Source organism: Hymenobacter rubidus (assembly GCF_016734815.1).
Lineage (GTDB): Bacteria > Bacteroidota > Bacteroidia > Cytophagales > Hymenobacteraceae > Hymenobacter > Hymenobacter rubidus.
On the sequence record NZ_JAERQF010000010.1, the window covers coordinates 29002 to 51960 of the forward strand.

Annotated in this window: 22 protein-coding genes; 15 read left to right on the forward strand and 7 right to left on the reverse strand. The window is 57.7% G+C overall.

Annotated features, from left to right (window positions below; all coding sequences use genetic code 11):
• Window positions 1-204 precede the first annotated feature (204 nt).
• Both JKL48_RS09275 and JKL48_RS09280 read left to right on the forward strand, forming a co-directional pair.
• Complete coding sequence (locus JKL48_RS09275; RefSeq protein WP_201981705.1) at window positions 205-702, forward strand: cytidine deaminase; 498 nt, start codon at window positions 205-207, stop codon at window positions 700-702.
• Window positions 703-713: 11 nt separating this feature from the next.
• Complete coding sequence (locus tag JKL48_RS09280; RefSeq protein WP_201981706.1) at window positions 714-1370, forward strand: alpha/beta hydrolase; 657 nt, start codon at window positions 714-716, stop codon at window positions 1368-1370.
• 79 nt (window positions 1371-1449) lie between these two features.
• Here JKL48_RS09280 and JKL48_RS09285 read toward each other — a convergent pair whose 3' ends face one another.
• The 4 genes from JKL48_RS09285 to JKL48_RS09300 all read right to left on the reverse strand — a co-directional run bounded on the left by JKL48_RS09285 (window position 1450) and on the right by JKL48_RS09300 (window position 6180).
• Window positions 1450-2196, reverse strand: coding sequence for an SDR family NAD(P)-dependent oxidoreductase (locus JKL48_RS09285; RefSeq protein WP_201981708.1), 747 nt, complete (start codon window positions 2194-2196; stop codon window positions 1450-1452).
• An 87-nt stretch (window positions 2197-2283) separates the two neighbouring features.
• Window positions 2284-3003 (reverse strand): type IX secretion/gliding motility protein PorT/SprT, encoded by a 720-nt coding sequence (gene porT, locus JKL48_RS09290; RefSeq protein ID WP_201981710.1) that lies wholly within the window; start codon window positions 3001-3003, stop codon window positions 2284-2286.
• Window positions 3004-3035: 32 nt separating this feature from the next.
• Window positions 3036-3764: a bifunctional demethylmenaquinone methyltransferase/2-methoxy-6-polyprenyl-1,4-benzoquinol methylase UbiE gene (gene ubiE, locus JKL48_RS09295; protein WP_201981713.1), complete on the reverse strand. Its 729-nt coding sequence runs from the start codon at window positions 3762-3764 to the stop codon at window positions 3036-3038.
• A gap of 172 nt (window positions 3765-3936) precedes the next feature.
• A complete protein-coding gene (locus JKL48_RS09300) occupies window positions 3937-6180 on the reverse strand; it encodes an OmpA family protein (protein ID WP_236668702.1) in 2244 nt (747 codons plus the stop codon).
• Between the two features lie 435 nt (window positions 6181-6615).
• Between JKL48_RS09300 and yihA the strand changes: the two genes are divergently transcribed.
• The 3 genes from yihA (at window position 6616) to JKL48_RS09315 (ending at window position 8462) form a co-directional block, all read left to right on the forward strand.
• The gene (gene yihA, locus JKL48_RS09305; protein WP_201981714.1) at window positions 6616-7236 is read left to right on the forward strand and encodes a ribosome biogenesis GTP-binding protein YihA/YsxC; all 621 of its coding nucleotides are present in this window, start codon (window positions 6616-6618) and stop codon (window positions 7234-7236) included.
• A gap of 79 nt (window positions 7237-7315) precedes the next feature.
• Window positions 7316-7777 carry an energy transducer TonB gene (locus JKL48_RS09310; RefSeq protein ID WP_201981715.1) on the forward strand — a complete coding sequence of 154 codons (462 nt, stop codon included), beginning with the start codon at window positions 7316-7318 and terminating at the stop codon, window positions 7775-7777.
• A gap of 121 nt (window positions 7778-7898) precedes the next feature.
• On the forward strand, window positions 7899-8462 hold the full coding sequence (locus tag JKL48_RS09315; RefSeq protein ID WP_201981716.1) for a DUF5606 family protein: 564 nt from the start codon (window positions 7899-7901) through the stop codon (window positions 8460-8462).
• A gap of 91 nt (window positions 8463-8553) precedes the next feature.
• On the opposite strand, the gene fbp is transcribed toward JKL48_RS09315, so the two are convergent.
• Window positions 8554-9603: a class 1 fructose-bisphosphatase gene (fbp, locus tag JKL48_RS09320; RefSeq protein WP_201981719.1), complete on the reverse strand. Its 1050-nt coding sequence runs from the start codon at window positions 9601-9603 to the stop codon at window positions 8554-8556.
• Window positions 9604-9809: 206 nt separating this feature from the next.
• Between fbp and JKL48_RS09325 the strand changes: the two genes are divergently transcribed.
• From JKL48_RS09325 to rsgA, 5 genes are all read left to right on the forward strand, one after another.
• On the forward strand, window positions 9810-11105 hold the full coding sequence (locus JKL48_RS09325) for an aspartate kinase (RefSeq protein ID WP_201981721.1): 1296 nt from the start codon (window positions 9810-9812) through the stop codon (window positions 11103-11105).
• Window positions 11106-11153: 48 nt separating this feature from the next.
• Window positions 11154-11927, forward strand: coding sequence for an enoyl-CoA hydratase-related protein (locus JKL48_RS09330; protein WP_201981723.1), 774 nt, complete (start codon window positions 11154-11156; stop codon window positions 11925-11927).
• 116 nt (window positions 11928-12043) lie between these two features.
• The gene (locus JKL48_RS09335; protein ID WP_201981727.1) at window positions 12044-12622 is read left to right on the forward strand and encodes a peroxiredoxin; all 579 of its coding nucleotides are present in this window, start codon (window positions 12044-12046) and stop codon (window positions 12620-12622) included.
• A gap of 52 nt (window positions 12623-12674) precedes the next feature.
• Window positions 12675-13925 (forward strand): 3-deoxy-D-manno-octulosonic acid transferase, encoded by a 1251-nt coding sequence (locus tag JKL48_RS09340; protein ID WP_201981729.1) that lies wholly within the window; start codon window positions 12675-12677, stop codon window positions 13923-13925.
• A 2-nt stretch (window positions 13926-13927) separates the two neighbouring features.
• Window positions 13928-14887: a ribosome small subunit-dependent GTPase A gene (gene rsgA, locus JKL48_RS09345; protein ID WP_201981732.1), complete on the forward strand. Its 960-nt coding sequence runs from the start codon at window positions 13928-13930 to the stop codon at window positions 14885-14887.
• Between the two features lie 84 nt (window positions 14888-14971).
• Here rsgA and JKL48_RS09350 read toward each other — a convergent pair whose 3' ends face one another.
• The gene (locus tag JKL48_RS09350) at window positions 14972-15601 is read right to left on the reverse strand and encodes a fasciclin domain-containing protein (protein WP_201981733.1); all 630 of its coding nucleotides are present in this window, start codon (window positions 15599-15601) and stop codon (window positions 14972-14974) included.
• A gap of 174 nt (window positions 15602-15775) precedes the next feature.
• Here JKL48_RS09350 and JKL48_RS09355 point away from each other — a divergent pair, with 174 nt between their 5' ends.
• Window positions 15776-16234, forward strand: coding sequence for a peptidylprolyl isomerase (locus JKL48_RS09355; RefSeq protein ID WP_201981734.1), 459 nt, complete (start codon window positions 15776-15778; stop codon window positions 16232-16234).
• Window positions 16235-16293: 59 nt separating this feature from the next.
• Window positions 16294-17565 carry a hypothetical protein gene (locus JKL48_RS09360; protein ID WP_201981735.1) on the forward strand — a complete coding sequence of 424 codons (1272 nt, stop codon included), beginning with the start codon at window positions 16294-16296 and terminating at the stop codon, window positions 17563-17565.
• Here the strand turns inward: JKL48_RS09360 and JKL48_RS09365 are convergent.
• Window positions 17562-18131 (reverse strand): DUF3109 family protein, encoded by a 570-nt coding sequence (locus JKL48_RS09365; RefSeq protein ID WP_201981736.1) that lies wholly within the window; start codon window positions 18129-18131, stop codon window positions 17562-17564. The genes JKL48_RS09360 and JKL48_RS09365 overlap by 4 nt on opposite strands.
• A gap of 101 nt (window positions 18132-18232) precedes the next feature.
• Between JKL48_RS09365 and JKL48_RS09370 the strand changes: the two genes are divergently transcribed.
• The 3 genes from JKL48_RS09370 (at window position 18233) to murA (ending at window position 22885) form a co-directional block, all read left to right on the forward strand.
• Window positions 18233-20479 (forward strand): ATP-dependent helicase, encoded by a 2247-nt coding sequence (locus tag JKL48_RS09370; RefSeq protein WP_201981738.1) that lies wholly within the window; start codon window positions 18233-18235, stop codon window positions 20477-20479.
• A gap of 200 nt (window positions 20480-20679) precedes the next feature.
• The gene (locus tag JKL48_RS09375; protein ID WP_201981740.1) at window positions 20680-21420 is read left to right on the forward strand and encodes a DUF4290 domain-containing protein; all 741 of its coding nucleotides are present in this window, start codon (window positions 20680-20682) and stop codon (window positions 21418-21420) included.
• A 160-nt stretch (window positions 21421-21580) separates the two neighbouring features.
• A complete protein-coding gene (gene murA / locus JKL48_RS09380; protein WP_201981742.1) occupies window positions 21581-22885 on the forward strand; it encodes a UDP-N-acetylglucosamine 1-carboxyvinyltransferase in 1305 nt (434 codons plus the stop codon).
• The last annotated feature ends 74 nt before the right edge of the window (window positions 22886-22959 follow it).

Below are 22959 nucleotides of genomic sequence, written 5' to 3' on the forward strand. Positions count from 1 at the left end.
CAAACTACGACCGGCGCGGCCGGACATTTCCTACGAAACGCTGCCCTTCATCAGCCCCAACGGCCCGCTCACTTTCCTGCTTCAGGAACGCCGCCTGTTACTACAAAATAGCCCTCAGAAAGCGAGCAAATTCCCTACCCAACGGCACTAAGGCTTCAGGGCTGAAGACTTTCTTCTATCTTCGCCGCCCCTATTCCCATCCTTATGGCCCGCATTTCCCGCCAGCAGCTCATCACCTTCGAAGAACTGGACGACGCCACTGACCTCACGCCCGCTGAACTGACCCTCTGGCAGGCGGCCCGCGCGGCCACGGCCCACGCCTACGCGCCCTATTCCGGTTTCCACGTTGGGGCGGCCCTGCTGCTGGCCGATGGCACTATTTTCAAGGGCACCAACCAGGAAAACGCCGCTTACCCCTCCGGCTTGTGCGCCGAGCGCACGGCTTTGTTTGGCCTGGCCGCCAACCTGCCCGGCCATGCGCCCATTGTGGGCATGGCCGTGGCTGCCCGGCCCGCCGCGGGCGACTTTGGTGCCGCGCTCCCCTGCGGTGCCTGCCGCCAGGTAATGTTGGAATACGAAGCCCGGCAGGGCCAGCCCATTCCGCTGCTGCTGCCCAGCCGCGCGGGCACCATCATGCGTTTCGAGTCGCTGGCGGCGCTCATGCCCTTCCATTTTTCAGCCGACGACCTGCCGCCGGCTTAGCCCGCCGCCTCATGGCCGAACACCACCTCACCGTTAGCCGCACGGCCCGCTACCAGCAGCTGGGCGACTTATCCGCCGCCACCAAACGCGTGTGGTTTGTTTGCCACGGCTATGGGCAGCTGGCCGCTTACTTTATCTGGCATTTCGCGTTCCTGCATGCTGCCGACCCCGCCACCGTCATCGTTGCGCCCGAAGGTCTTTCCCGCTTCTACCTCAGCGGCAACGACGGCCGCGTAGGCGCCAGCTGGATGACGCGCGACGACCGCCTGCACGAAATCGCCGACCACGTTAACTTCCTGAACCAACTGGCCGAAAAAGTACTGAACGAATGCCTGCCCGAGGTGCAGGTGACGGTCTTGGGCTTTTCGCAGGGCACGGCCACCGTCAGCCGCTGGCTGGCGCAAGCGTGGTTCCGTCCGGCCCAACTCATCCTTTGGGCCGGCAGCTTTCCCGAAGACATCGAACCCATGGCCGCGCAGCAACTCGTGCAGGGGCTGAACCTCGCCCTCGTAGTCGGCAGCCGAGACGAGTACATCACCGCCGAAAAAGCGGCCCAACAACAGGCGCTGCTTCACCAGTTCGGCGGTTCTCCCGTCCTCATCTCCTTCGCCGGCGGCCACGAGCTAAACCGGGAGGTGTTGGCGCGCCTCGCCTCGGCCGACACCTGACCCGACGGTCGCCCGGCCAAGCGCCAGCACCATTCTCCTTGGTACTGCCCTTGCGCCAGCGGCCCGGCTCCCCAACGGGCTACTTGCGCACGATGGTGGTAGCGGCTCCCTGCGCCCCAGCCAGCACCAATACCTCGGCAATGGTCACATGAGGCGGCCGCGTCACCATAAAGACAATTACGTCGGCAATGTCCTCGGCCTTCAGCGGCTCAAATCCTTCATACACCTTCGCCGCCCGGGCCTCGTCGCCCTTAAAGCGCACGCGCGAAAACTCGGTTTCTACCGCGCCGGGGTTCACTTCGGCCACCCGCACGCCGGTGGGCAGCAGGTCGAGCCGCATGGTTTTGGTGAGCATGTGCACGGCCGCTTTGCTGGCGCAGTACACATTGCCGTTGGCATAGGCTTCCTGCCCCGCAATGGAGCCAATATTCAGGATAAAACCCGTTTGGCGGGCCGTCATGCCCGGCAGCAAAGCCTGCGTCACGTTGAGCAGGCCGCGCACGTTGGCGTCCAGCATCTGGTCCCAGTCGCCGGGGTCGCCGGTTTGAATGGGGCTCAGGCCGTGGGCGCCCCCTGCGTTATTTACCAACACGTCGGGCGCCCGCAACGCCTCGGGCAACGTGGCCACGGCCGCGTCCACGGCCGCACGGTCGCGCACGTCGAACTCCAACACATGCACCGGCACCGGCGCCAGTTCGGCCGCCAGCCCATCGAGCCGTGCGCGCCGCCGTCCGGTCACCACCAGTTGAAACCCGGCGCCCGCCAGGGCAACGGCCGTAGCCCGCCCAATCCCCGACGAAGCGCCTGTAATAAATGCCGTCCGCATAGTGTAGTTGTCAGTTGCTGGTTGTCAGTTGTCAGGCAGTTGTCGGCAACTGTACTGCCAACTAACAACCAGCAACTGACAACAATGCTAGTTCTGAATATTGAGGTAAAGCGTTACCGAATTGGTGCTGATGCTTTGCAGGCTTTGGCTGAACACGTCGTTGTGCGGCACCAGCAGGTTGCGAAGGCCGTGCGAAAAGCGCAGCTCCGGGGCCAGCTTAAATAACGGATAAAAAAGGTCCAGGCCCACGCCGTATTCCAAGGTCAGGTCGCTGTTCAGGGCCTGAAGCTGGTTGCTCTTGGGGTTGCTGCGGCGGTTGCTCGCGGTCAGAATCGGATTGAGGCCGGCTATCATGTACATGCGGGTATTGCGCCGACGGTCCGATTGGTATTTCAGCATCAGCGGAAACTGCGCCACCGTGGACGTGACCTCCTGCGTCACGATGGAATCTGGAGAATGGTAGTTGCGCGGGGTGAACTCCACGCGCCGGGTGAGGAAATTAACCCCCGGCGAAAACCGCAGAATGAATGGCGACAGGGGCCCGCCCAGCCGCGCATCGCCAATAAAGCCCACCCCGAGGCTAGGGCTGGAAATGGAATTGGCCGTCACGTACTGGTTCTGAATGTAGCTGGCCGACTGCTCAATGGTGAACCGCGACGCCGAAATGCTCACGTACATGCCCGGATGAAACCACCGGAAGTCATAATTGGGCAGGTTGTCCACCGTAATGGACTTCAGCGTGCCGTTTTTGCCCCGGTTGGCGCGCGAGCTGGATTTTCGCTGCGCCGCCGCGCCCAATGGCAGCACCAACAGGAGAAGACACAGCAGCGCCAGCCCCTTTAGTTGTGAGCCGTGTAAATGGAGCTGATACCGAAAGTGAGGGGTTGCCATGCAGGTTCTTTAAAGCCGACTTTGGCCAAAATGGCCAGGAAATCGGGGCCGTCGGGGAATGCTTGCACCGAGGCAGGCAGGTAGGTATAGGCCGACTGGTCTTTGGAAATAAGCTTGCCAAAAACCGGCAGCACCCGGCGGAAATAGAAATTATAAGCTTGCTTGAGCGGGAAAGCCGTGGGCTTGCTGAATTCGAGAATCACCAGCTTGCCCCCTGGCCGCAGCACGCGCCGCATTTCGGACAAACCCGCCTCCAGGTGCGCAAAGTTTCGCACCCCAAAAGAAGCCGTCACCGCGTCGAACTCGCCATCGCCAAAGGGCAGGTTTTCCGAGTCGCCCAGTTCCAGTCGAATGCGGTTGCCCAGTCCTTTGGCAGCCAGCTTGCGGCGTCCCACCTCCAGCATGCCTTCCGAAATATCCACCCCGGTCACCTGCGCATCGGGCGCGGCAGTGCGCAGGGTTTCAATGGCGAAATCGGCGGTGCCGGTGGCAATGTCCAGGATGCGGGCCGGGCGCAGGGCCTTCAGCTCATCCACTGCCTTGCGCCGCCAATAGATGTCGGTGCCCACGCTGAGAAAGTGGTTGAGGAAATCGTACTTGCCCGCGATGGAATTAAACATCTGGGCAACCTGCGATTTCTTGTCGGCGGAATTGTCTTTATAAGGTACGACGGCCATAGGTGGGCGCAAAGAACGGGAACGAAGCAGGAAAATTGTCTTTCCAACGCCCGAGCCGGCTGGTTTGTTAGAGAACTCGTTCAAAAGAATCGGGCAGGGAGCAGCAGTGCCAAAAAAAGCGGGCCGGACAATTTGCCCGGCCCGCTCCCCTAACTACAAGGCAGAACGCTACTTAGTTCTTGGCCTTGATTTTGGTTTTTTCGCCGCTGGCGTCCTTGGCTTTGCCTTCCAGCTCACCGTTTTTGGTGGTGGTTTTGGTATCGCCGCTGGGGCCTTTGGTTTTCACCTTCACTTTGTCCGAGTCCTCGTCTACCTTGGTTTTCACCTTGGTGCCGTCGCTCAATTTCACTTTGCTCTTGCCGGGAGCCAGCGGAGCCGAAGTGGTCGTCGTCGTTGTGGTTGACGAGCCCGAAATGCCCGTACCGTTTGCGCCGGGGTTGGTAATCGTGGGCATGGCTTCACCCTCTTTCAGCACCACTTTGAACTCGTCGCGGCGGTTGAGCTGCATGTTCTCGGGCGAATCGTTCGGCGCAGCCGGACGGCGCTCGCCGTAGCTTACCGTCGTCATGCGGGTTTCGGCAATGCCCTGCTTCTTCAGGTAGTTGTAAGCTGCTTCAGCACGGTTCTGGCCAAGTACCATGTTGTACTCGTCGGTGTTGCGCGAGTCGCAATGGCCTTCAACCGAGATGTTGATGCCGGGGTTGGCCGTCAGAATCTGGCTGATTTGGTTCAGCGTCGTAATCGACTCCGGACGCAACTTATACTTGTCGGTATCGAAGTAGATATTCTTCGAGTTGAAAATATTAGTATAAGTCGTATCAACAAAGTTGATGTAGAAGTTCTTGGTGATGGTCGTCGAGTCGTTGGTCGACACCGGCACCGGGAACTCCTGCACTTCAATTGGCTTGCCGTCCTTGCTCACGGCCACCTGGTAGGTACGGCCCGAAAGCACGGCCACCTGGTAAGAGCCATCGGCTTTGCTGATATCGCGGAAGCTCAGCGCCGACTTATCGGCCGTAGCCCCGGTAAACACCAACTCTACGCCCGGCACTACCGACGTGCTGTCGCGCTTCGAAAACACCTTACCAACAATGTTGGCGTTCTTGATGTAGTTGATGGTGTAGATGTCCTTCTCACCGTAGCCGCCAATGCGGTACGAGCTCAGATAAGCGTACGAGCCATCGGGGCTCAGACGGTAGTAGGAGTCATCATCCGGCGTGTTGATGGGGTAGCCCATGTTCACGGCCGGGCCCCACTTGCGACCAGCTTCGTCCCACTCCGACTTGAAAATGTCGTAGCCGCCCATCGTGTTGTGGCCGCGCGACGAGAAGTACAGCGTCTTGCCGTCCTTGCTCAGGTAGGGGCTGTCGTCGTCGTACTTGGTGTTGATGTTTGAACCAAGCGACTTGGGCGGACCAAAATCACCGCCCGATACCCGAGTCGACTGGTACAAGTCCAAGGTGCCGTCCTCCGAGTACTTGCCGGTGGCAAAAATAATCGAGAGGCCGTCCGGCGTGATGTAAGCATCACCTTCGTAGGCTTTCGAGTTGATATTGCTATCCAGCGGCTTGGGGGCCGTCCAGTCGCTGCCCGACTTGTCCGACACGAAAATGTCACCGTTGTTGTCGTTGCGGTACATCAACAGCTTGGTGTCGTTGTCGAAGAGTTGGATAGAGGCATCGTGTCCTTTGCCGTTCAGCACGCCGCTCAACGAGCGGGGCTTCTGCCAGTTCTCTTCGTCCAGACGGGTGGCTTCGAAGATGTCCTCGAAGTATTCGCCGTCGGCGGCAATGGCTTTGTTTTTCTTGTCGCTGGGCTTGCCCGAAGCACCGGTTACGTCCTCACCACGCGAGGTGAAGATGAGGATTTTGTCATCAGACGAAATAACCGGGCTGTGCTCCGAGTATTGCGTGTTGATGGTGGGGCCCAGGTTTTTCACAAAAATGTCCTTGGGCGTATTGAACTGCACCTTGGCATTTTTGCTGTGCTGAATCAGCTGCGCTAGCTCTTCTTTGCGGGCGTCGTTCTTTTTCAGGGTCGCGTTGTAGGCCTGGAAGTGGGCCACCGCTTCGTCGAAGTTGTAGTTGAGGTGGTCAACCCGGCCGAGCCAGTATTCCACGTCCTTCGCCACTTTCGGCTTCAGCTTTTGCGCCTTGTAGATGTAGTCGCTGGCCTTTTCCTTGTCAAACGACATATAGGAAATACCGGCGTTGAACAGCGCTTTGGCATTGTTCGGGTCTTTTGCCAATACCTTTTCGTAATACGGAATGGCAGCACGATAATTTTCCTGCTCGAAGAACTTGTTGCCGGTCTTGAGGTCCTTACGCGTGCTTTGCGCATCGGCCGGGGTAGCCATTGCGGCGGTGAGGGCAACGGCGCACGACGCTTGCAGTAACCTTCTGGATAAGTTGTCCATTGGAGGAGTGATTTGAGAAAAAAGAATTTCTGAAGGGAGTTTTGTAGCAAGGGGCGCCGCGATTCTTGCAGAAGCGGCGCGGTATTTTGGGCTTATACTGAAAATTTGAGGCAGGGTTAGACTTTAATGCCCATTTGCGCAGAAGGTAACCGTCTGACCGGTACTGGCACCCCACAAAAAACCCCGCCAAGGGCAGGCCGATGGCGGGCAAAGGTAGGCTGTTTGCGTGGGCAAACTGTTTTTGGGCAGGATTTCGGCCATTCTACTGCGGTCGAGTTCGGCGGCAGCGGCCCGCTGGAATGGCAGGCATGCCCCGCAAATATAGAAGCAGTATTGAAATAGCCTCTCATTCCCCAGTTTTTATTTATGTGCCCGCCGCTGGGTTTACAACGTAATTTTGGGCTCCGTAAAACCCTGCTATTTCCTTGATTATCCATGCTTATTCGCGACGCTCGTTTCCTAACCAGTAATTCCCGGGCCGATTTGTGTCCTGCTCCTACCCTGCCCGAGTACGCATTTATCGGCCGCTCCAACGTGGGCAAATCATCGCTCATTAACATGCTCACGGGCCGCAACGGGCTGGCTAAAACGTCGGCGTCGCCGGGTAAGACCCAATTAATTAACCATTTCGTTATCAACGACAATTGGTACTTAGTGGACTTGCCGGGGTATGGCTATGCGAAAGTGAGCAAAACCTCCCGGGCAGAGTGGGCACGCATGATTAATTTTTATCTGCGCAACCGCGCCAATCTGATGTGCGTGTGCGTGCTCATCGACTCGCGCCATTCGCCGCAGGCCGCCGATTTGGAATTTATGGAAAAATTGGGCGAGGAAGGCATTCCGTTCATTATGATTTTCACCAAAGCCGATAAACAGTCGACGGCGCAAACCAAAGCCCTGGTGACGGACTACCTGCGCAAGATGAGCGAAATCTGGGACGAGCTGCCGCGCTACTTCCTGACTTCGGCCGAAACCGGCCTGGGCCGGGAGGATGTGCTGGACTTTATTGCCGGCGTGAACGAGCAATGGGTACCGGATGCCGCTACTGGTGCGTAGATTGGCCCCTAAATTGCCAACGGCGGCCTAACCCCCATAGGTTCTTTTCATTTCATCCCCCGCCCCCATCATTTATCACATGACCAAGAAGTCAACCATTTCGCAGCTGGCCCTGGGCTTGCTGCTGGCTGCCGCCGCGCCGGCCGTGGCCCAAACCGCTCCCAACACCACCCCCGCCGCCCAATCGCAGGCCGAAAAAGGCACGGGCATCGGCTCGGTGGGCAAAAGCATTCCGGTAGCTGAATATTATGAAGGCGGCCAGGCAGCCATGTACGACTTTATCAGCAAGGAACTGAAATACCCGGTAATGGCCAAGCGCAACCGCATTCAGGGCCAGTGCATTATCAGCTTCCAGCTCAACGCCGACGGCACCATGCAGGACATGCGCATTGTGAAGCAACTGGGCGGCGGTACCGGCGAAGAAGCCCTACGCGTGGTGCGCCTGCTGAAATTCAAAAAGCCCGAGCTGCCCATTCGCGCCAGCCTGCCCATCGTGTTCAAGCTGGGGCAAACGGCTTCGAACGCGACGGACGCCCAATAATTCCGTAGTTTTGCCTTGTTGAATGAAGAATGAGGAATGAAGAATGAAGAATGGCTTTTTGGCCTGTCATTTTTCATTCCTCATTCTTCATTCCTCATTTTTCATTCCTCATTTAAGAAAGATGCCCTACGAATTGCAAGAGTTGGCCGCCATCAGCGGCATGCCTGGCCTGTACCGCCTGGTGCGCGCCGCACGCCACGGTGTGCTGGTCGAAAGCCTCGACGAAAAAGCCACTCGCACCCTGGCCCCGGCCCGCAACAAAGTATCGTTGCTGTCCGAAATTTCCATTTACACCCAGGACGAGGACCAGAATGTGCCACTGACAGAGGTATTTGAGCGCATTCATCAGCAGCACGGTGCCGCTGCCCCCGTCACGGCCAAATCGAGCGAAGGCGAACTGACCGACTTTCTGGCCGGCGTGATTCCTGATTACGACCGGGACCGGGTGTACTTGTCCGACATTAAGAAGCTGGCTTCGTGGTACAACATCGTGGGCAAACACCTCACGTATCAGGAAGCCGCCGCCCCCGAAGCAGCGCCAGCCGCTGAGGCGCCTACAGAGCCGGCCGCCAATGAGCCACTGAGTACCGGCGGCGTCATTGCCGCTGCCGACGAAGCTCCTGCGGCTGAAGGTAACCCGGAAGCTGCCGCTCCGGCCAAGAAGAGCCGCAAGAAAGCCGAGTAATCTTTCCGAGCCGTTTCTCAGTAAACACAAAAAGGCCGCTCCTGAATCAGGAGCGGCCTTTTTGTGTTTACTGAGTTTGCTGAGAAAAGAGCTATTTGGCGATGGCGACGGCTTTGGCCGGTTTTTCCTTCACAGTCACTTCCTTTTCGCGGGCCAGACAGGCTTCGGCTTGTTCCACCAGCTCTTTGCTGCCGATGAACACAGGGCACCGCTCGTGCGGCACGCGGGGCTCTATTTCCATGGTGCGCTGCAGGCCGTTGCTGCTTTTGCCGCCGGCCTGCTCTACAATGAAAGCCAGGGGGTTGCACTCGTACATGAGGCGCAGCTTGCCTTGGGGCGCCTTGGCCGTGGAGGGATAAACGTAAATGCCGCCTTTCAGGAGGTTGCGGTGGAAGTCGGCCACCAGCGAGCCGATGTAGCGGGCCGAGAACTTCTGGTCTTTGCACTGCTGCACGAAGGCGGCCACGCCCGGCGAGAAGGAATCGGAGCTGCCTTCGTTGATGGAGTAGATATTGCCGGTTTTGGGCGTGATGATGTCGGGGTGCGAGAGGAAGAATTCGCCGAGTGAGTGCTCGTAGGTGAAGCCGTTGACACCGTTGCCCGTGGTGTACACCAGCATGGTGCTGGAGCCGTAGATAACATAGCCGGCCGCTACCTGGTGGGTACCTGGCTGCAGACAGTCGGCCGCAGTGCCTTCGCGGCCGGTGGGCGACACGCGGCGGTAGATGCTGAAAATGGTACCGATGCTCACGTTGACATCGATGTTGCTGGACCCGTCGAGCGGGTCGATGGCCACCACGTACTTGCCCTGGTTGTTGCCGGTCTGAATCATGTCGTCGTCTTCCTCGGAGATGATGGTGCAGACTTCGCCGCCGTTGCGCAGGGCCCGGATGAAACGAATGTTGGCAATAACGTCGAGCTTCTGCTGGTCTTCGCCCTGCACGTTCTGACTGCCGTAGGCCCCGGCAATGTCGATGAGGCCGGAGCGGTTGATTTCGCGGTTGACGATTTTGGCAGCCAGCGCAATGTCGCGCAGCAATTGCGAAAGCTCGCCCGTGGCATAGGGAAAATCCTCTTGCTTACGCATGATGAAGCGGTCGAGGGTGGTGCCGACGGGCAGGGCCAGTTTATTGTGGTCCATAACGGTGGGGTGTCAAAATGAGTTGGCGGGAATGCTTGACAAAGCTACTTCACAAAAGCCGATATTTTTCTCCTAAAAATGGCCGTAGTAATGCTATTTTCAAAGCGCAATCGGTTGCCTAAATTGGGCTGATTTTTGGGGTTTCTGTAGGCAAGTTTTCACCCTGATTTCGGCAAAGCCTAACGCCTCTCCTACCTTTGCCGCCCATGGAAAAAGTGCAGGTATACAAATTTGGCGGGGCCTCGGTGAAGGACGCAGCGGCTATTCTCAACCTTCGCAACATTGTGGAACAGTATGGCGCGGGACAGCCGCTGTTGATTGTGGTGTCGGCGATGGGCAAGACGACCAACGCATTGGAAGAAATTTACGAACTGGCCCGAAAACAACACCATTACGATGAGCCGCTTCGCCGTTTAGAGCAGTTTCATGAGCAGGCAGCTGTTCAATTGGAGCTGAAAGCCAACACACCTGCCCAATTACGCTTCGACACCTTGTTGCGTCAACTTCGTCAACAGTTGGAGGTACTGAGCCCTGAGCTGGAGTTTGATGAATATTATGACCAAATCGTCAGCTTTGGGGAATTGCTTGCCTCGCTCTTGGTTGCACATTGCCTTAATGCCCAGACCATCGACTGCCGAACTCTTATCAAAACCGACACAACCTGGCGCGAAGGCAAAGTAGATTGGGCAGAGACTGAAGCCTGCGTACTGGCCCAATTGCCGTCCCACCTGAACCAAGGCCCCGTTGTGACGCAGGGTTTTTTGGGAGGCACGAGCTACAGTGTGCCCACTGCTCAAGACCCGAACAAGACGTTGCTCCAAGAACGCACCACCACCCTCGGCCGCGAGGGCTCCGACTATACGGCTGCCATCCTGGCCTACTGCCTGCGGGCCGAATCGGTGACCATCTGGAAAGACGTGGCCGGGTTGCTCAATGCCGACCCCAAGTTCTTTCCAGACACGGTACGCTACCCCGAAATCAGCTACCGCGAAACCATTGAAATGGCGTATTACGGGGCTTCGGTTATTCACCCAAAAACGCTGAAGCCGCTGGCAGAACGCGGCATTCCGCTGCGGGTGAAATCGTTTTTGGACCCGGCGGCCGAGGGCACGCTTATTCACGACTGCCAGCACGCGGCCCTGGCGCCGGCCTTCATCCGCAAAGCCGACCAGTGCCTGCTGTCGTTTGCCAGCAAGGACTTCTCCTTTATCTCGGAAGAAAACCTGGCGGTGATTTTCAGTGCGCTGGCGCAAGCCAAGCTCAAAATCAACGTGATGCAAAATTCAGCTATCAGCTTTTCGGTGTGCACCGATTACTCGGAGCGCCGGGTGCACCAGCTGCTGGATTTGCTGCGCGAGCAGTTCACCCTGCATTACAATACAGGCTTGACGCTTTTCACCATCAAGAACTACGACGCGGCCAGCATGGCCCAGCTCACGGCCGGCAAGCGCCTGCTGTTGGAGCAGCGCACCCGCCACACGTTTCAATTTGTGTGCGCCTAGTCTGCACTTTTCACCTGCGGCTTTCCTAGTCCGCGCTACTACTCTCGCATGGAATTTCTATTGGTAACGCCGCAAGCGCGGCCGGGCGTGGCCCTCGTCCAGCTCAACCGACCCAAGGAACTGAATGCTTTGAACGGGCAGTTGGTGACGGAAATCCGCGATGCCTTGCAAGCCCTCGATGCCGACGACGCGGTGCGGGTGGTGGTGCTCACGGGCAACGAGCGGGCATTTGCCGCCGGCGCCGACATCCGGGAAATGGCCGGCAAAACGGCCGTGGATATGTTTCTGGACAGCCGCTTTAGCACCCTGGAGCAGATTCGCAAATTCCGCAAGCCGCTGATTGGGGCCGTGGCGGGCTTTGCCTTGGGCGGCGGCTGCGAGCTGGCCATGACCTGCGACATGCTGGTGGCGGCCGAAACGGCGCAGTTCGGGCAGCCTGAAATCCGCCTCGGCACCATGCCGGGCGCAGGCGGCACCCAGCGCCTGGTGCGGGCCGTGGGCAAGGCCAAGGCCATGGAAATGGTGCTCACCGGTGCGTCTATTTCGGCCCAGGAAGCCCTACGCGTGGGCTTGGTAAACCGGGTGGTGCCCGTGGGCCAGTATTTGGAGGAAGCCTTCCGGCTCGCGGCCAGCATTGCGGCCATGAGCCCGGTAGCCGCCCGCCTGGCCAAGGAATCCATCAATCGGGCTTTTGAAACGCATCTGGATGAGGGCCTGCACTTCGAGCGCAAAAACTTCTACCTCACTTTCGCCTCCGAAGACCAAAAGGAAGGCATGGCGGCCTTCATGGAGAAGCGCCGGCCAGAGTTCAAGGGGCGGTAACGCTTCGCTTAATGGGGAATGAAGAATGGGGAATGAAGAATTGCTTTTCAGCTATCAGCAATGGATTTCCGTAACCCAAGTTCTTCATTCCTCGTTCCTCATTCCCCATTTTCTACATGGCAGTACTCGTGGGCAAGCGCGCCCCTTCCTTTAAAGCCACGGCCGTGATTGACGGCACCTTCGAAGAGGAATTTTCGCTGGACCGCTACCTGGGCAAAAAACACGTCCTTTTCTACTTCTACCCGGCCGATTTCAGCCGGGTGTGCCCTACCGAGATTCTGGCTTTTCAGGACCGGTTGGCGGAGTTTGAGCAGCGCAACGTGGCCGTGGTGGGTTGCTCCACCGATTCGCAGTACGCCCACCTGGCCTGGCAATTGATGCCCCGCGACAAGGGCGGCATTGCGGGCGTAAAGTATCCGCTGGTGGCTGATTCAACCAAAACGATTTCGGCTAATTATGACGTATTGGGTGGGCACTACGATTATTCTGCGGAGGGCGAAATGACCTTTGTGGGTTCGCCAATGGCCTACCGGGGCCTGTTTTTGATTGACCGCGACGGCGTGGTACGCCACCAGCTGGTGAACGACCGGCCACTGGGCAGGAGCCTGAACGAAGCCCTGCGCATGATTGATGCCTTGCAGTTCTTCGAGAAAAATGGCGAGGCCTGCCCCGCCGACTGGGAGGCAGATAAGTAGATATCACCGGGCACAGGTGGCTTGCTGGATGCGTGGTGCGTAATTTTGGGGCTTGCTATTCCTGTATAACATTGCTCTGGGCCTGTATGGCCTGCTGCTGCGCCTCGCAGCACCGTTTGTGCCCAAGGCGGCGGCCTGGGTGGCCGGCCGGCGTGGGCTGCTAGCGCATATTTCCCAAACCATTGGCACCGATACGGCGCCGCGGGTATGGTTTCATTGCGCCTCATTGGGCGAGTTTGAGCAGGGCCGCCCGCTGATTGAAGCCTACCGCAAAGCCCACCCCGGCACCAAAGTCGTGCTAACCTTCTTCTCGCCCTCGGGTTATGAAGTCCGGAAAAGCTGGCCGGGAGCCGATTACATCTTCTACCTGCCGCTGGATACACGCCGCAACGCCCGCGCCTTTCTCGATGTGGTGCAGCCCCGGTTGGTGGTATTTGTGAAGTATGAGTTCTGGTATCATTTTCTGAACGAAGCGCATCGGCGCGGTATTCCGGCCGTGGTGGTGTCGGCCATTTTCAGGCCCGAGCAGGTTTTCTTTCAACCCTGGGGCAGCTTTTTCCGCCGCATTCTGACCCGGTTCGCCCACATTTTTAACCAGAACGAAGCCTCGGCTCGTCTCCTTCGCGGCATTGGCCTCATGGCCGTGAGCGTGGCCGGCGACACCCGGTTCGATACCGTGGTAGCCACAGCCGCGGCGGCTCCTCGCCAACTACCGATTGTGGATGCGTTTGTGGCCGACGGTGCGCCGGTGCTGGTAGTAGGCAGCAGCTGGCCCGAGGATTTACCGGCCCTCACGCCCTTGCTAAAGCGCTATCAAAACGACCTGCGCGTGCTGGTGGCCCCACACGAAATTAGCGAGGCCAACCTGCGGCTGGTGGAGGAAGTGCTGCCGGGGCAGGTAGTCCGCTACTCCCAGGCCAATGCGGCTACCGTGGCGCAGGCCCGTATTTTATTATTCGACAACGTGGGCTTACTGAGCCAGCTTTACCGGTTTGGGAGGTACGCCTACATCGGAGGCGCCTTCGGCAAGGGCTTGCACAATACGTTGGAAGCGGCTGCTTTTGGCCTGCCCCTGTTCTTTGGGCCGACGTATGCTAAGTTTCAGGAAGCCGTTGAGCTGGTGGAGTTGAAATGTGCCTTTCCGGTGCAAAACGCTGCAGAACTGGAAGCCGCCTTCGCTTATCTGTGGCACAACGAGGACGCCCGCCTGCGCTTACAAGACGCCATGCTCGACTACGTGCACAGCCAGGCCGGCGCCACCCGCACCATCATGGCCGCCCTGCCCGGCCTCACCAACCCATAACTGTGGATACTTCGGCCTCAACTTCTTCCAGCACGCTACACGGCACAGTCGTGAAATCGACGGGCTCGTGGTACATCGTGCGCGGTGCCGAGGACGGGCAGCTGTACCGCTGCCGCCTGCGGGGCAAATTCAAAATAAAAGGCCTGAAAGCCAGCAACCCATTGGCCGTGGGCGACCACGTCGAATTTGCGGTGGAAGCGCAGGCGGAGGGGGCGGCTGTTATTTCGCACATCGTGCCGCGTCGCAACTACATCGTGCGCAAATCGGTGCACAAAACCGGCCACGTCCACATCGTGGCGGCCAATCTGGACCAGGCGCTACTGGTAGTCACGCTGGTATCGCCGGCCACCTCGTTCGGATTTATTGACCGGTTTTTAGTAACCGCCGAAGCCTACCATATTCCGGTCACGCTTCTTTTTAACAAGACGGATTTGTACGATGAGGAAGGCTTCGAATATCAAGCCGAAATAGCCGGCATGTATGCCAGCCTGGGCTACCCCAGCCGCACCTGCGCCGCCACCACCGGCGAAGGCGTGCCCGAAATCGACCTGTTGTTAGATGGCAAAGTGAGCCTACTGGCTGGCCATTCCGGCGTGGGCAAAAGCACGCTCATCAACGCCCTCGTGCCCGACCTCGACCTGAAAACCGCCGAAATTAGCGACTTCTCCGACAAAGGCGTGCACACCACCACCTTCGCCGAGATGCTTGAGGTTCGCCCCGGCACTTTCATCATCGACACGCCCGGCATCAAGGAATTGGGCCTCGTCGACCTGCCGCCCGCCGAGCTTGCCGGCTACTTCCCCGAAATGCGCGCCCTGCTCAACCAGTGCCGCTACCACAACTGCCAGCATACCCACGAGCCCGGCTGCGCTGTGCGCGAGGCCGTGGACCAGGGCCGCATCGCCCTCCCCCGCTACGACAGCTACCTCAGCATGCTGGCCGGCGAGGACAACCGGCATTAGCGCCTTCGGCTTAATGAGGAATGAGGAATGAAGAATTGTCGTTGGATAATTCTTCATTCCTCATTCCTCATTAAGCCGAAGGCGTTACTGTGCCAGTGGCAACACCACACCGTCGATAACGTGCGTGACGCCGTTCTTGGAAATTACGTCGGCAATCTGGACGGTGGCGGGGGCATCCTTGCCGTTGCCAACCATCACCTTGCCGTCTTTAATCGAAATGTGCAGCTTCTCGCCGTTAACAGTGGTTATTTCCTGGCCATCCTTCAAGTCGGCGGCCACCAGGCGGCCGGGGATGACGTGGTAGGTAAGCACGCCCTTCAGCTTTTCTTTGCTGGCGGGGTCCATCAGGCCGGCCACGGCGCCTTTTGGCAATTTATCGAAGGCGGCATTGGTGGGGGCGAATACGGTAAAAGGGCCTTCCCCTTTGAGCGTTTCCACTAGCCCGGCCTGCTTCACGGCGGCCACCAGCGTACTCACACTTTTGGCGCCCATGGCATTATCGACGATGTCTTTATCAGCCGTCATGGCCACGCCGTCGACCATCACGCCGCCGGGCTTGGCCATGCGGGCCGAATCGCCGGCCAGCACGGCGAGCGAGTCGGCGGGATTAACGGTGCTTACCGTTTCGGTGGTGGCGGGTTTGTCGTTGCCGCAGCTGGCCAGTAGCAGCGAAGTTGCCAGCGTAGCCATCAGGGGAGCGAAGAGCTTTTTCATGAAATGGGTGTTTGATAAAAGATTGTGAGGTGGTAAGCCAATAGGGCCGTTGGGCTTACGAAATAACGGTGCACAATGGTTGTTTCCCACATCGGCTGGCTTCTTACCTTCGCTGCCGCATCGGCCAACCTATCGGTCGTCTCAACTGTTTCACCCCCAAAAAATCCCCACCCCATGAAAACTGCCGAAATTCACACCAAAAAGGGCACGATGAAAGTCGAGTTCTACGAACAGGACGCTCCGAACACCGTCAAAAATTTCACTGACTTGGCCAAAAAAGGCTTCTACGACGGCCTGAAATTCCACCGGGTTATCCCCAACTTCGTTATTCAGGGCGGCTGCCCCAACTCCAAAGACGGCGCCAAAGGCCAGCCCGGCACCGGCGGTCCCGGATACAAAATTGACTGCGAAACCAGCGGCGGCCACCAGTACCACGAGCGCGGCGCGCTGAGCATGGCCCACGCCGGCAAAAACACGGGCGGTTCGCAGTTCTTCATAGTCCACTCGCGCGATAACACCGCCCACCTCGACCGCGTACACACCGTATTCGGCAAAGTAGTAGAAGGCCTGGACGTTATCGACCAGATTAAAGCCAACGATGAAATCGAGAAAATTGTGGTAACGGAGGAATAACCGCTGACGACATAATAATGAAAAGGACCGGCCCAAAGCCGGTCCTTTTTTGTTGGCATTTGCTCTCCACCGAGGTTTGTGCATTCGCAGATGCCACAGGTAAACTTGCGCTGGTTCTGAATACTTATACGTCGCTATTTTGCAGGATGCAAATGACCAGCCGAAATCCCCTCCCATCAATTTCGCTTGTGAATACGCTTGTTGCGGCCATGCTATGGGGCGCTTTGCTTGGGCATTGGCTATACCCGTTGGGAGCCCACCTGGGGCTGTGGCCCGCGCTACTCTCGCCCGGTACCAAGGGCAATTACCCACTGGATAGTTCAACGACCATTTTCACGATGGTTGAGACAGGGACTGCCTTGGGTGGCATCGCCGGCCTTATAGCTGTGGCCGGCCAGCTGTGGGGCCGCTGGCCTAGCTCAGTTGTGAAAATATCCGTCGACCTGCTCCGCTTTTATTTGGCCTATGCTTTACTGGGCTACGGACTTAAAAAAGTGTATGGTATGCAGTTTCAACTCCTGTGGGCCGACCAGGACACGCCGCCCGCCGATTTGTCTCCGATGAATGTGATGTGGCAATTTTTTGGCTATTCGCAGCCCTACCAGCATTTGCTGGGCTGGCTGGAAGTGGTGGCGGGACTGTTGCTCCTGTACCGACGCACGACCATACCCGGTGCGCTGCTGGCAGCAGCGGCCATGTTCAATGTCGTCGCCCTCGACTATTTCTTCCAGGTAGGCGTGCTCTTGGACGCCGTTGTCTACCTAGCTACGGCCTTGCTTATTTTAGCCCAGGAAGCGCCCCGCTTCTGGAAATTCTTCGTTGCTAACCAATCAACGGCGCCTAGTGCTGTAGTTGCTGCGTGGTTTGCTACACCACAGGCATACCAGCGTTATCATTTTTTTTGCGTGGCAGTAACTTCGCTATTGCTCCTTTATGAATGCCTGCGCACACTGCCCCACCTCCTCATTTCCAGTCAAGCCCCAAGCCCACTAACGGGTATCTGGCAACCCGCACTGGCCGAAAAGTGGCATCAGGGACACTGGCAACAGCTTGTGCCCCAAGACTCGGCTTATCCAAACCGACTTTATTTTCAACAGGGCCAAGCCGTTTTTCGCAACGGTTTTCGGCGTGACCAATTTGGGTACCAGCAGGCTGGTGCAACCCAAGCGGTAACATTAGCACGTTACGATGAGCGTTTCAACTACCCCCCACCAAGCACCTGGAGCTACGCCCGACGTGGCAACTCGCTACGCCTGAGCGGCGCGTGGCGTGGCGACTCCCTTCGCCTAGTCCTGGTTCCCGCCCGCCTTGGCACCCTTGCCCGGCCCTAAGCCGAAGGATTATCAATTTCCCGCACCAACTCGCCGTACCAGCTTTCGCCGTACTTGCGAATCAGCGGCTCCTTCAGAAACTGATACACCCGTATCCCTAGCTTCTCGCCAAAGGAGCAGGCTGGATTGCAAATGCCCCACCGGTCATAGTTCAGCGCGTCGAAACCTTCGTACTTTGTGATGCGAATGGGGTACAAGTGGCAGCTGATAGGTTTTTTAAACGTTGTGGCTCCCGCCAGATAGGCCTGCTCGATGCCGCATTTTAGAATGCCACGCTCGTCGTAGAGGGCATACGCGCACTCCTTGTCGTCAATCGTGGTGGTGCTAAAGTCGCCTTCCCAATCCTTGATGTAAAGTCCCTGCGCCTCAATGGCCGCGCGGCCGGCATCGGTGAGGAAGGGCTTGATGTTGGCGTATTCCTGCTCCAGAATTTTCAATTCGGGTTCTTCGAGCGGGGCGCCGAGGTCGCCTTCTACGCAGCAAGCGCCCTTGCAGGCTTCGAGGTTGCAGACAAAAAAGTGGTCGGCGATGTCGTCGGAAATGACCGTTTCCTGGATAATAATCATTCACAAAGATAACCCCGGCTTGGGTCGTTCGAATTCCTTTCGCCTCCCGCCCGGTGGTCTGTACCTTTGTCAACCCGCTCTAAAGGCGGCTTAATTAGCTGATGGCACTAGATTATCTTTCCCTCCTGAATCCGTCGCAGGCCGGCGCGGTGATGCAAACCGACGGCCCCTGCATGATTATCGCCGGTGCTGGCTCGGGCAAAACCCGGGTGCTCACCTACCGCATTGCCCACTTACTCGAAAAGGGTGTCGACCCGTTCAATATCCTCGCCCTCACCTTCACGAACAAGGCCGCCAAGGAAATGCGTGCCCGCGTAGAAAAGGTAGTCGGCCCCGCGGCCCGCAACCTTTGGATGGGCACCTTCCACTCCGTGTTTGCCAAAATTCTGCGTTCCGAAGCCGACAAGATTGGCTACCCGCGCAGCTTCACCATCTATGACACGCAGGATTCGAAAACCCTGATTGGCCAGATTGTGAAAGAGTTGGAGCTCGACGACAAGCTCTACAAACCCAGCTTGGTGCTCGGCCGCATTTCGGCAGCGAAGAATAAGCTGATTTCGGTGAATCAATACCTCAACGACGCGGCCATCAAGGCCGACGACGAGGCCGCGCTCCGACCCAAAATTGGGGTGCTTTACCAGCAGTACCAGCAGCGCTGCTTCAAGGCCGGCGCGATGGATTTTGACGACTTGCTGTTCAACACCAACGTGCTGTTCAAGGAACACACCGACATTCTGAATAAGTACCAGAATATGTTCCGGTTTGTGATGGTGGACGAGTACCAGGACACCAACTATTCGCAGTACTTAATTACGCGAAAACTGGCGGCAAAAGAGCGAAATATCTGCGTAGTGGGCGATGACGCGCAGAGTATTTACGCCTTCCGGGGCGCAGATATTTCCAACATTCTCAATTTTGAGAAAGACTACCCGGAATTGCAGGTATTTAAGTTGGAGCAGAACTACCGCTCCACCAAAAATATCGTGTGGGCCGCCAATTCGGTCATCAAAAACAACCAGGCGCAGTTGCGCAAAGACGTTTTTTCGGAGAACGAGGACGGGACGCTAATTGAAGTAATTAAAGCCGCTTCCGACAACGAAGAAGGCAAATTGGTGGCCTCCTCCATTTTTGAGGACAAGATGAATGGGCATTTGTCTTACGACAATTTTGCCATTCTCTACCGCACCAACGCGCAAAGCCGCGCCATGGAAGAATCGTTGCGGAAATTAAACATCAAATACAAAATCGTTGGCGGCTTGTCGTTTTACCAGCGCAAGGAAATCAAGGATTTGGTGGCTTATTTGCGTCTGACGGTTAACCAAAATGATGAGCAGGCCATCCGTCGGGTAATTAATTACCCGAAGCGCGGAATTGGCGACACCACTATCAGCAAACTAATTACCACGGCCGACGAAGCAAACCATACCTTGTGGGAGGTAGTGGCGCACGCCGACCAGTTTATGCCGGCGCGGGTATCGAACCCAGTAGTAGGTTTTGCAGAGAAAATCAAGAGCTACATGGTGATTGCGGAGAAAGAAGATGCTTTCGAAGCCGCCAAATTCATCGCCAAAAACTCCGGCATGCTGGAGGAATTGTACGCCGACAAAAGCATTGAAGGCCTCTCCCGCTACGAAAATATTCAGGAGCTACTCAACGGCATCAAGGAATACGTAGACGACCCCGAGCGCGAGGACAAAAGCCTTGGCGCGTTCCTCCAAGACATTGCGCTGGTAACGGACTCTGACCTGAAAGATGCCGCGCAGGAGGGCGAAGCCGTGACGCTGATGACCATTCACTCGGCTAAAGGCCTGGAATTCCGCAATGTATACATCGTGGGAATGGAGGAAAACCTTTTCCCAAGTCAGATGATGATTACCTCGCGGGCCGATTTGGAGGAGGAGCGGCGCCTGTTTTACGTGGCCATCACGCGGGCTGAAAAAAAGTTAACACTGAGCTACGCCACCTCGCGCTACCAGTGGGGCAACCTGCGCAGCTGCGAGAAAAGTCGTTTTTTGGACGAAATTGACCCGCAGTATATTAACTTTAAATTTGCGCCGGGTCCGGGTGGCGGGGAGGCACCTTTTCAGCATGTATTCGAGCGGCGCTCGAACCTGATTCCGACCGCGCCCCGCAAGGTGCAGGCCACGAAATACGTAGCTCCGGCCGACTTCGCGCCTTCCGACACGTCCAAACTGCAAGCCGGGCAGCGCGTGGAGCACGCCAAATTTGGTTTCGGGGTCGTGAATGCGCTCGAAACCCAGCAAGGCACCACCAAGGCCACCATTCTATTCGAGGAAGTGGGCGAAAAAGTGCTGCTGCTGAGCTTTGCCAAGTTGCGGGTGCATTAATTTGTGTTGGCCAAGTCCGTCATGCTGAGCGCAGCCGAAGCATCTCTACCGCAATAGTAAATGAATTACTTGCCCAGTAGAGATGCTTCGGCTGCGCTCAGCATGACGGACTTTAACTGGCCAGCCGCTGCTAACCGACGCGCTTCAACTCCGTATCTTTGGCCTGAGCCCTGCCCCCGGCGGCCTCCCTCCTGTTTTCTATGACCGATATTAATTCCCTGCCCTTCCACCTGCAATTGCTGGTGCGCGAATACGGGCACAGCACCTACCAACTCATTCTGGGCCTTAAAGACATTGAGGACTTGGCCGAACGCACCAAGCGCGCCACCCAGATTGTGCAGCTGATGCTGCGCCTGCAACCGGCCCTGCGCGACCTGCCCGAAGTGCAAACCCGCCTCTGGAACCACCTGCACGCCCTCGCCGGCGAAGAAGTGGCCCTGGATGCTCCCGTGCCGTTGCGCAGCCTCACCGTGCGCACCGAGAAGCCGGCTCGTGTGCCCTACCCGCGCCAAACCCCCAAGCTGCGCGCGTACGGTGCCGGCATCGAGGCCCTCATTGCCAAAGCCATTACCATTGAGGACCCAACGGAACGCGAACAAGCCACGGTTCAAATCGGCCGGACGATGAAGTTCCTGTACCGCCAGCACAACAAGGAAAACGCCAAGGACGTGACCATTCTGCGGCATTTGGGGGAATTGTCGGGTGGGCAGCTCCGGCTCGACCCCGCCTTGGTCGATGCCGAAAACTTGTTTGAGATGCCCGCCCCAACGGGCCGCACTCCGGCGTTCATCGTGCCCCAGCCGCAGCAGCGCGAAAACCGCGACCGGCGTGAAGGCCGCGATAACCGGGAGAGCCGAGACGGCCGTAGCAGCTTTGGTGGCAAAAACGGCAAGAAGCGTAAAAAAGGCCGCAGCCAGGAGCCGCAGCAGCCTCCCCAATAATCTTTTTCCTAATTCAATTGCCCGTCATGCTGAGCGCAGTCGAAGCATCTCTACCGCGAAACTAATCCAATGGACAGGATTACTGTTGCGGTAGAGATGCTTCGACTGCGCTCAGCATGACGGGCAATGTTACCTGTACACGAGATAACTACTCTAACGAATGGCTGCATTTGAAGTACGCGGCGGCAAAGCGCTACGCGGCGAAATCACGCCCCAGGGCGCCAAAAACGAGGCGCTCCAGATTCTTTGCGCGGTGTTGCTGACTCCGGAACCGGTTACCATCAGCAACATTCCCGACATCCGGGATGTCAACAAGCTCATTGAGCTGTTGCGCGACATGGGCGTAAAAGTGGGCAAGCTGGCCACCGATACCTATATTTTCCAGGCCGAGAACGTGAAGCTCGACTACATGGATTCGCCGGAATTTGTGGCCCAGGCGGGCGCACTGCGCGGCTCGGTGATGATTCTCGGTCCGATGCTGGGGCGCTACGGCCGTTGCCAACTGCCCAAGCCGGGCGGCGACAAAATTGGCCGCCGGCCCATGGACACCCACTTTCTGGGCCTTGAAAAGCTTGGCGGCAAGCTCACGCTGGAAGGCCTCGACTTCTACAAAATCAAAGTAGAAGGTAAGCTGACGGGCACCCACATGCTGTTAGATGAGGCCTCGGTAACGGGCACGGCCAACATTCTGATGGCCGCCGTATTGGCCGAAGGCACCACCACCATCTACAACGCCGCCTGCGAACCCTATCTCCAGCAGCTGTGCCGGATGCTGGTGCGCATGGGAGCCAATATCCAGGGCATCGGCTCCAATTTGCTAACCATTCAGGGCGTGGAGCGTCTCGGCGGCACCGAGCACCGCATGCTGCCCGACATGATTGAAATTGGCTCCTTCATCGGCCTTGCAGCCATGACGGGCTCCGAAATCACCATCAAGGACTGTCAGATTCCAGAGTTGGGCCTCATCCCCGACACCTTCCGCAAGCTGGGCATTCAACTGGAATTCCGGGGCGATGATATTTACATTCCGGCCCAGGCCCACTACGAAATTGCCACCTACCTCGACGGCTCCATCCTCACGGTGTCGGACCACACCTGGCCGGGGTTTACGCCCGATTTGCTGAGCATTGTGCTGGTGGTGGCCTGCCAGGCCAAAGGCACGGTGCTCATTCATCAGAAAATGTTTGAGTCGCGCCTGTTCTTCGTGGACAAGCTCATTGACATGGGCGCCCAGGTTATCCTCTGCGACCCGCACCGCGCTACCGTTATCGGCCTCGACCAGCAAAAACGCTTGCACGGCATCACCATGACCTCGCCCGATATCCGCGCGGGCGTGGCCCTACTCATCGCCGCCCTGAGCGCGGAAGGCACCAGCACCATCCTCAACGTGGAGCAGATTGACCGCGGCTACCAGCACATCGACGAGCGCCTGACGGCCCTGGGAGCTGATATTCGGCGTATCTGATTATGGTATCTCGTTAAATAAAAAAGAGGCCTCCCGCAATTGCAGGAGGCCTCTTTTTTTTACATCTGGTACCG

Excerpts from the sequence above, each read along its gene's own strand:
- JKL48_RS09375 (WP_201981740.1), top strand. The coding sequence starts at position 20,680 with ATGACCGATATTAATTCCCTGCCCTTCCACCTGCAATTGCTGGTGCGC.
- JKL48_RS09335 (WP_201981727.1), top strand. The coding sequence starts at position 12,044 with ATGGCAGTACTCGTGGGCAAGCGCGCCCCTTCCTTTAAAGCCACGGCC.
- JKL48_RS09315 (WP_201981716.1), top strand. The coding sequence starts at position 7,899 with ATGCCCTACGAATTGCAAGAGTTGGCCGCCATCAGCGGCATGCCTGGC.
- yihA (WP_201981714.1), top strand. The coding sequence starts at position 6,616 with ATGCTTATTCGCGACGCTCGTTTCCTAACCAGTAATTCCCGGGCCGAT.
- JKL48_RS09285 (WP_201981708.1), bottom strand. The coding sequence starts at position 2,196 with ATGCGGACGGCATTTATTACAGGCGCTTCGTCGGGGATTGGGCGGGCT.
- JKL48_RS09350 (WP_201981733.1), bottom strand. The coding sequence starts at position 15,601 with ATGAAAAAGCTCTTCGCTCCCCTGATGGCTACGCTGGCAACTTCGCTG.
- JKL48_RS09330 (WP_201981723.1), top strand. The coding sequence starts at position 11,154 with ATGGAATTTCTATTGGTAACGCCGCAAGCGCGGCCGGGCGTGGCCCTC.
- JKL48_RS09325 (WP_201981721.1), top strand. The coding sequence starts at position 9,810 with ATGGAAAAAGTGCAGGTATACAAATTTGGCGGGGCCTCGGTGAAGGAC.
- JKL48_RS09300 (WP_236668702.1), bottom strand. The coding sequence starts at position 6,180 with ATGGACAACTTATCCAGAAGGTTACTGCAAGCGTCGTGCGCCGTTGCC.
- murA (WP_201981742.1), top strand. The coding sequence starts at position 21,581 with ATGGCTGCATTTGAAGTACGCGGCGGCAAAGCGCTACGCGGCGAAATC.
- JKL48_RS09365 (WP_201981736.1), bottom strand. The coding sequence starts at position 18,131 with ATGATTATTATCCAGGAAACGGTCATTTCCGACGACATCGCCGACCAC.
- fbp (WP_201981719.1), bottom strand. The coding sequence starts at position 9,603 with ATGGACCACAATAAACTGGCCCTGCCCGTCGGCACCACCCTCGACCGC.
- JKL48_RS09280 (WP_201981706.1), top strand. The coding sequence starts at position 714 with ATGGCCGAACACCACCTCACCGTTAGCCGCACGGCCCGCTACCAGCAG.
- JKL48_RS09355 (WP_201981734.1), top strand. The coding sequence starts at position 15,776 with ATGAAAACTGCCGAAATTCACACCAAAAAGGGCACGATGAAAGTCGAG.
- JKL48_RS09275 (WP_201981705.1), top strand. The coding sequence starts at position 205 with ATGGCCCGCATTTCCCGCCAGCAGCTCATCACCTTCGAAGAACTGGAC.
- ubiE (WP_201981713.1), bottom strand. The coding sequence starts at position 3,764 with ATGGCCGTCGTACCTTATAAAGACAATTCCGCCGACAAGAAATCGCAG.
- JKL48_RS09310 (WP_201981715.1), top strand. The coding sequence starts at position 7,316 with ATGACCAAGAAGTCAACCATTTCGCAGCTGGCCCTGGGCTTGCTGCTG.
- JKL48_RS09370 (WP_201981738.1), top strand. The coding sequence starts at position 18,233 with ATGGCACTAGATTATCTTTCCCTCCTGAATCCGTCGCAGGCCGGCGCG.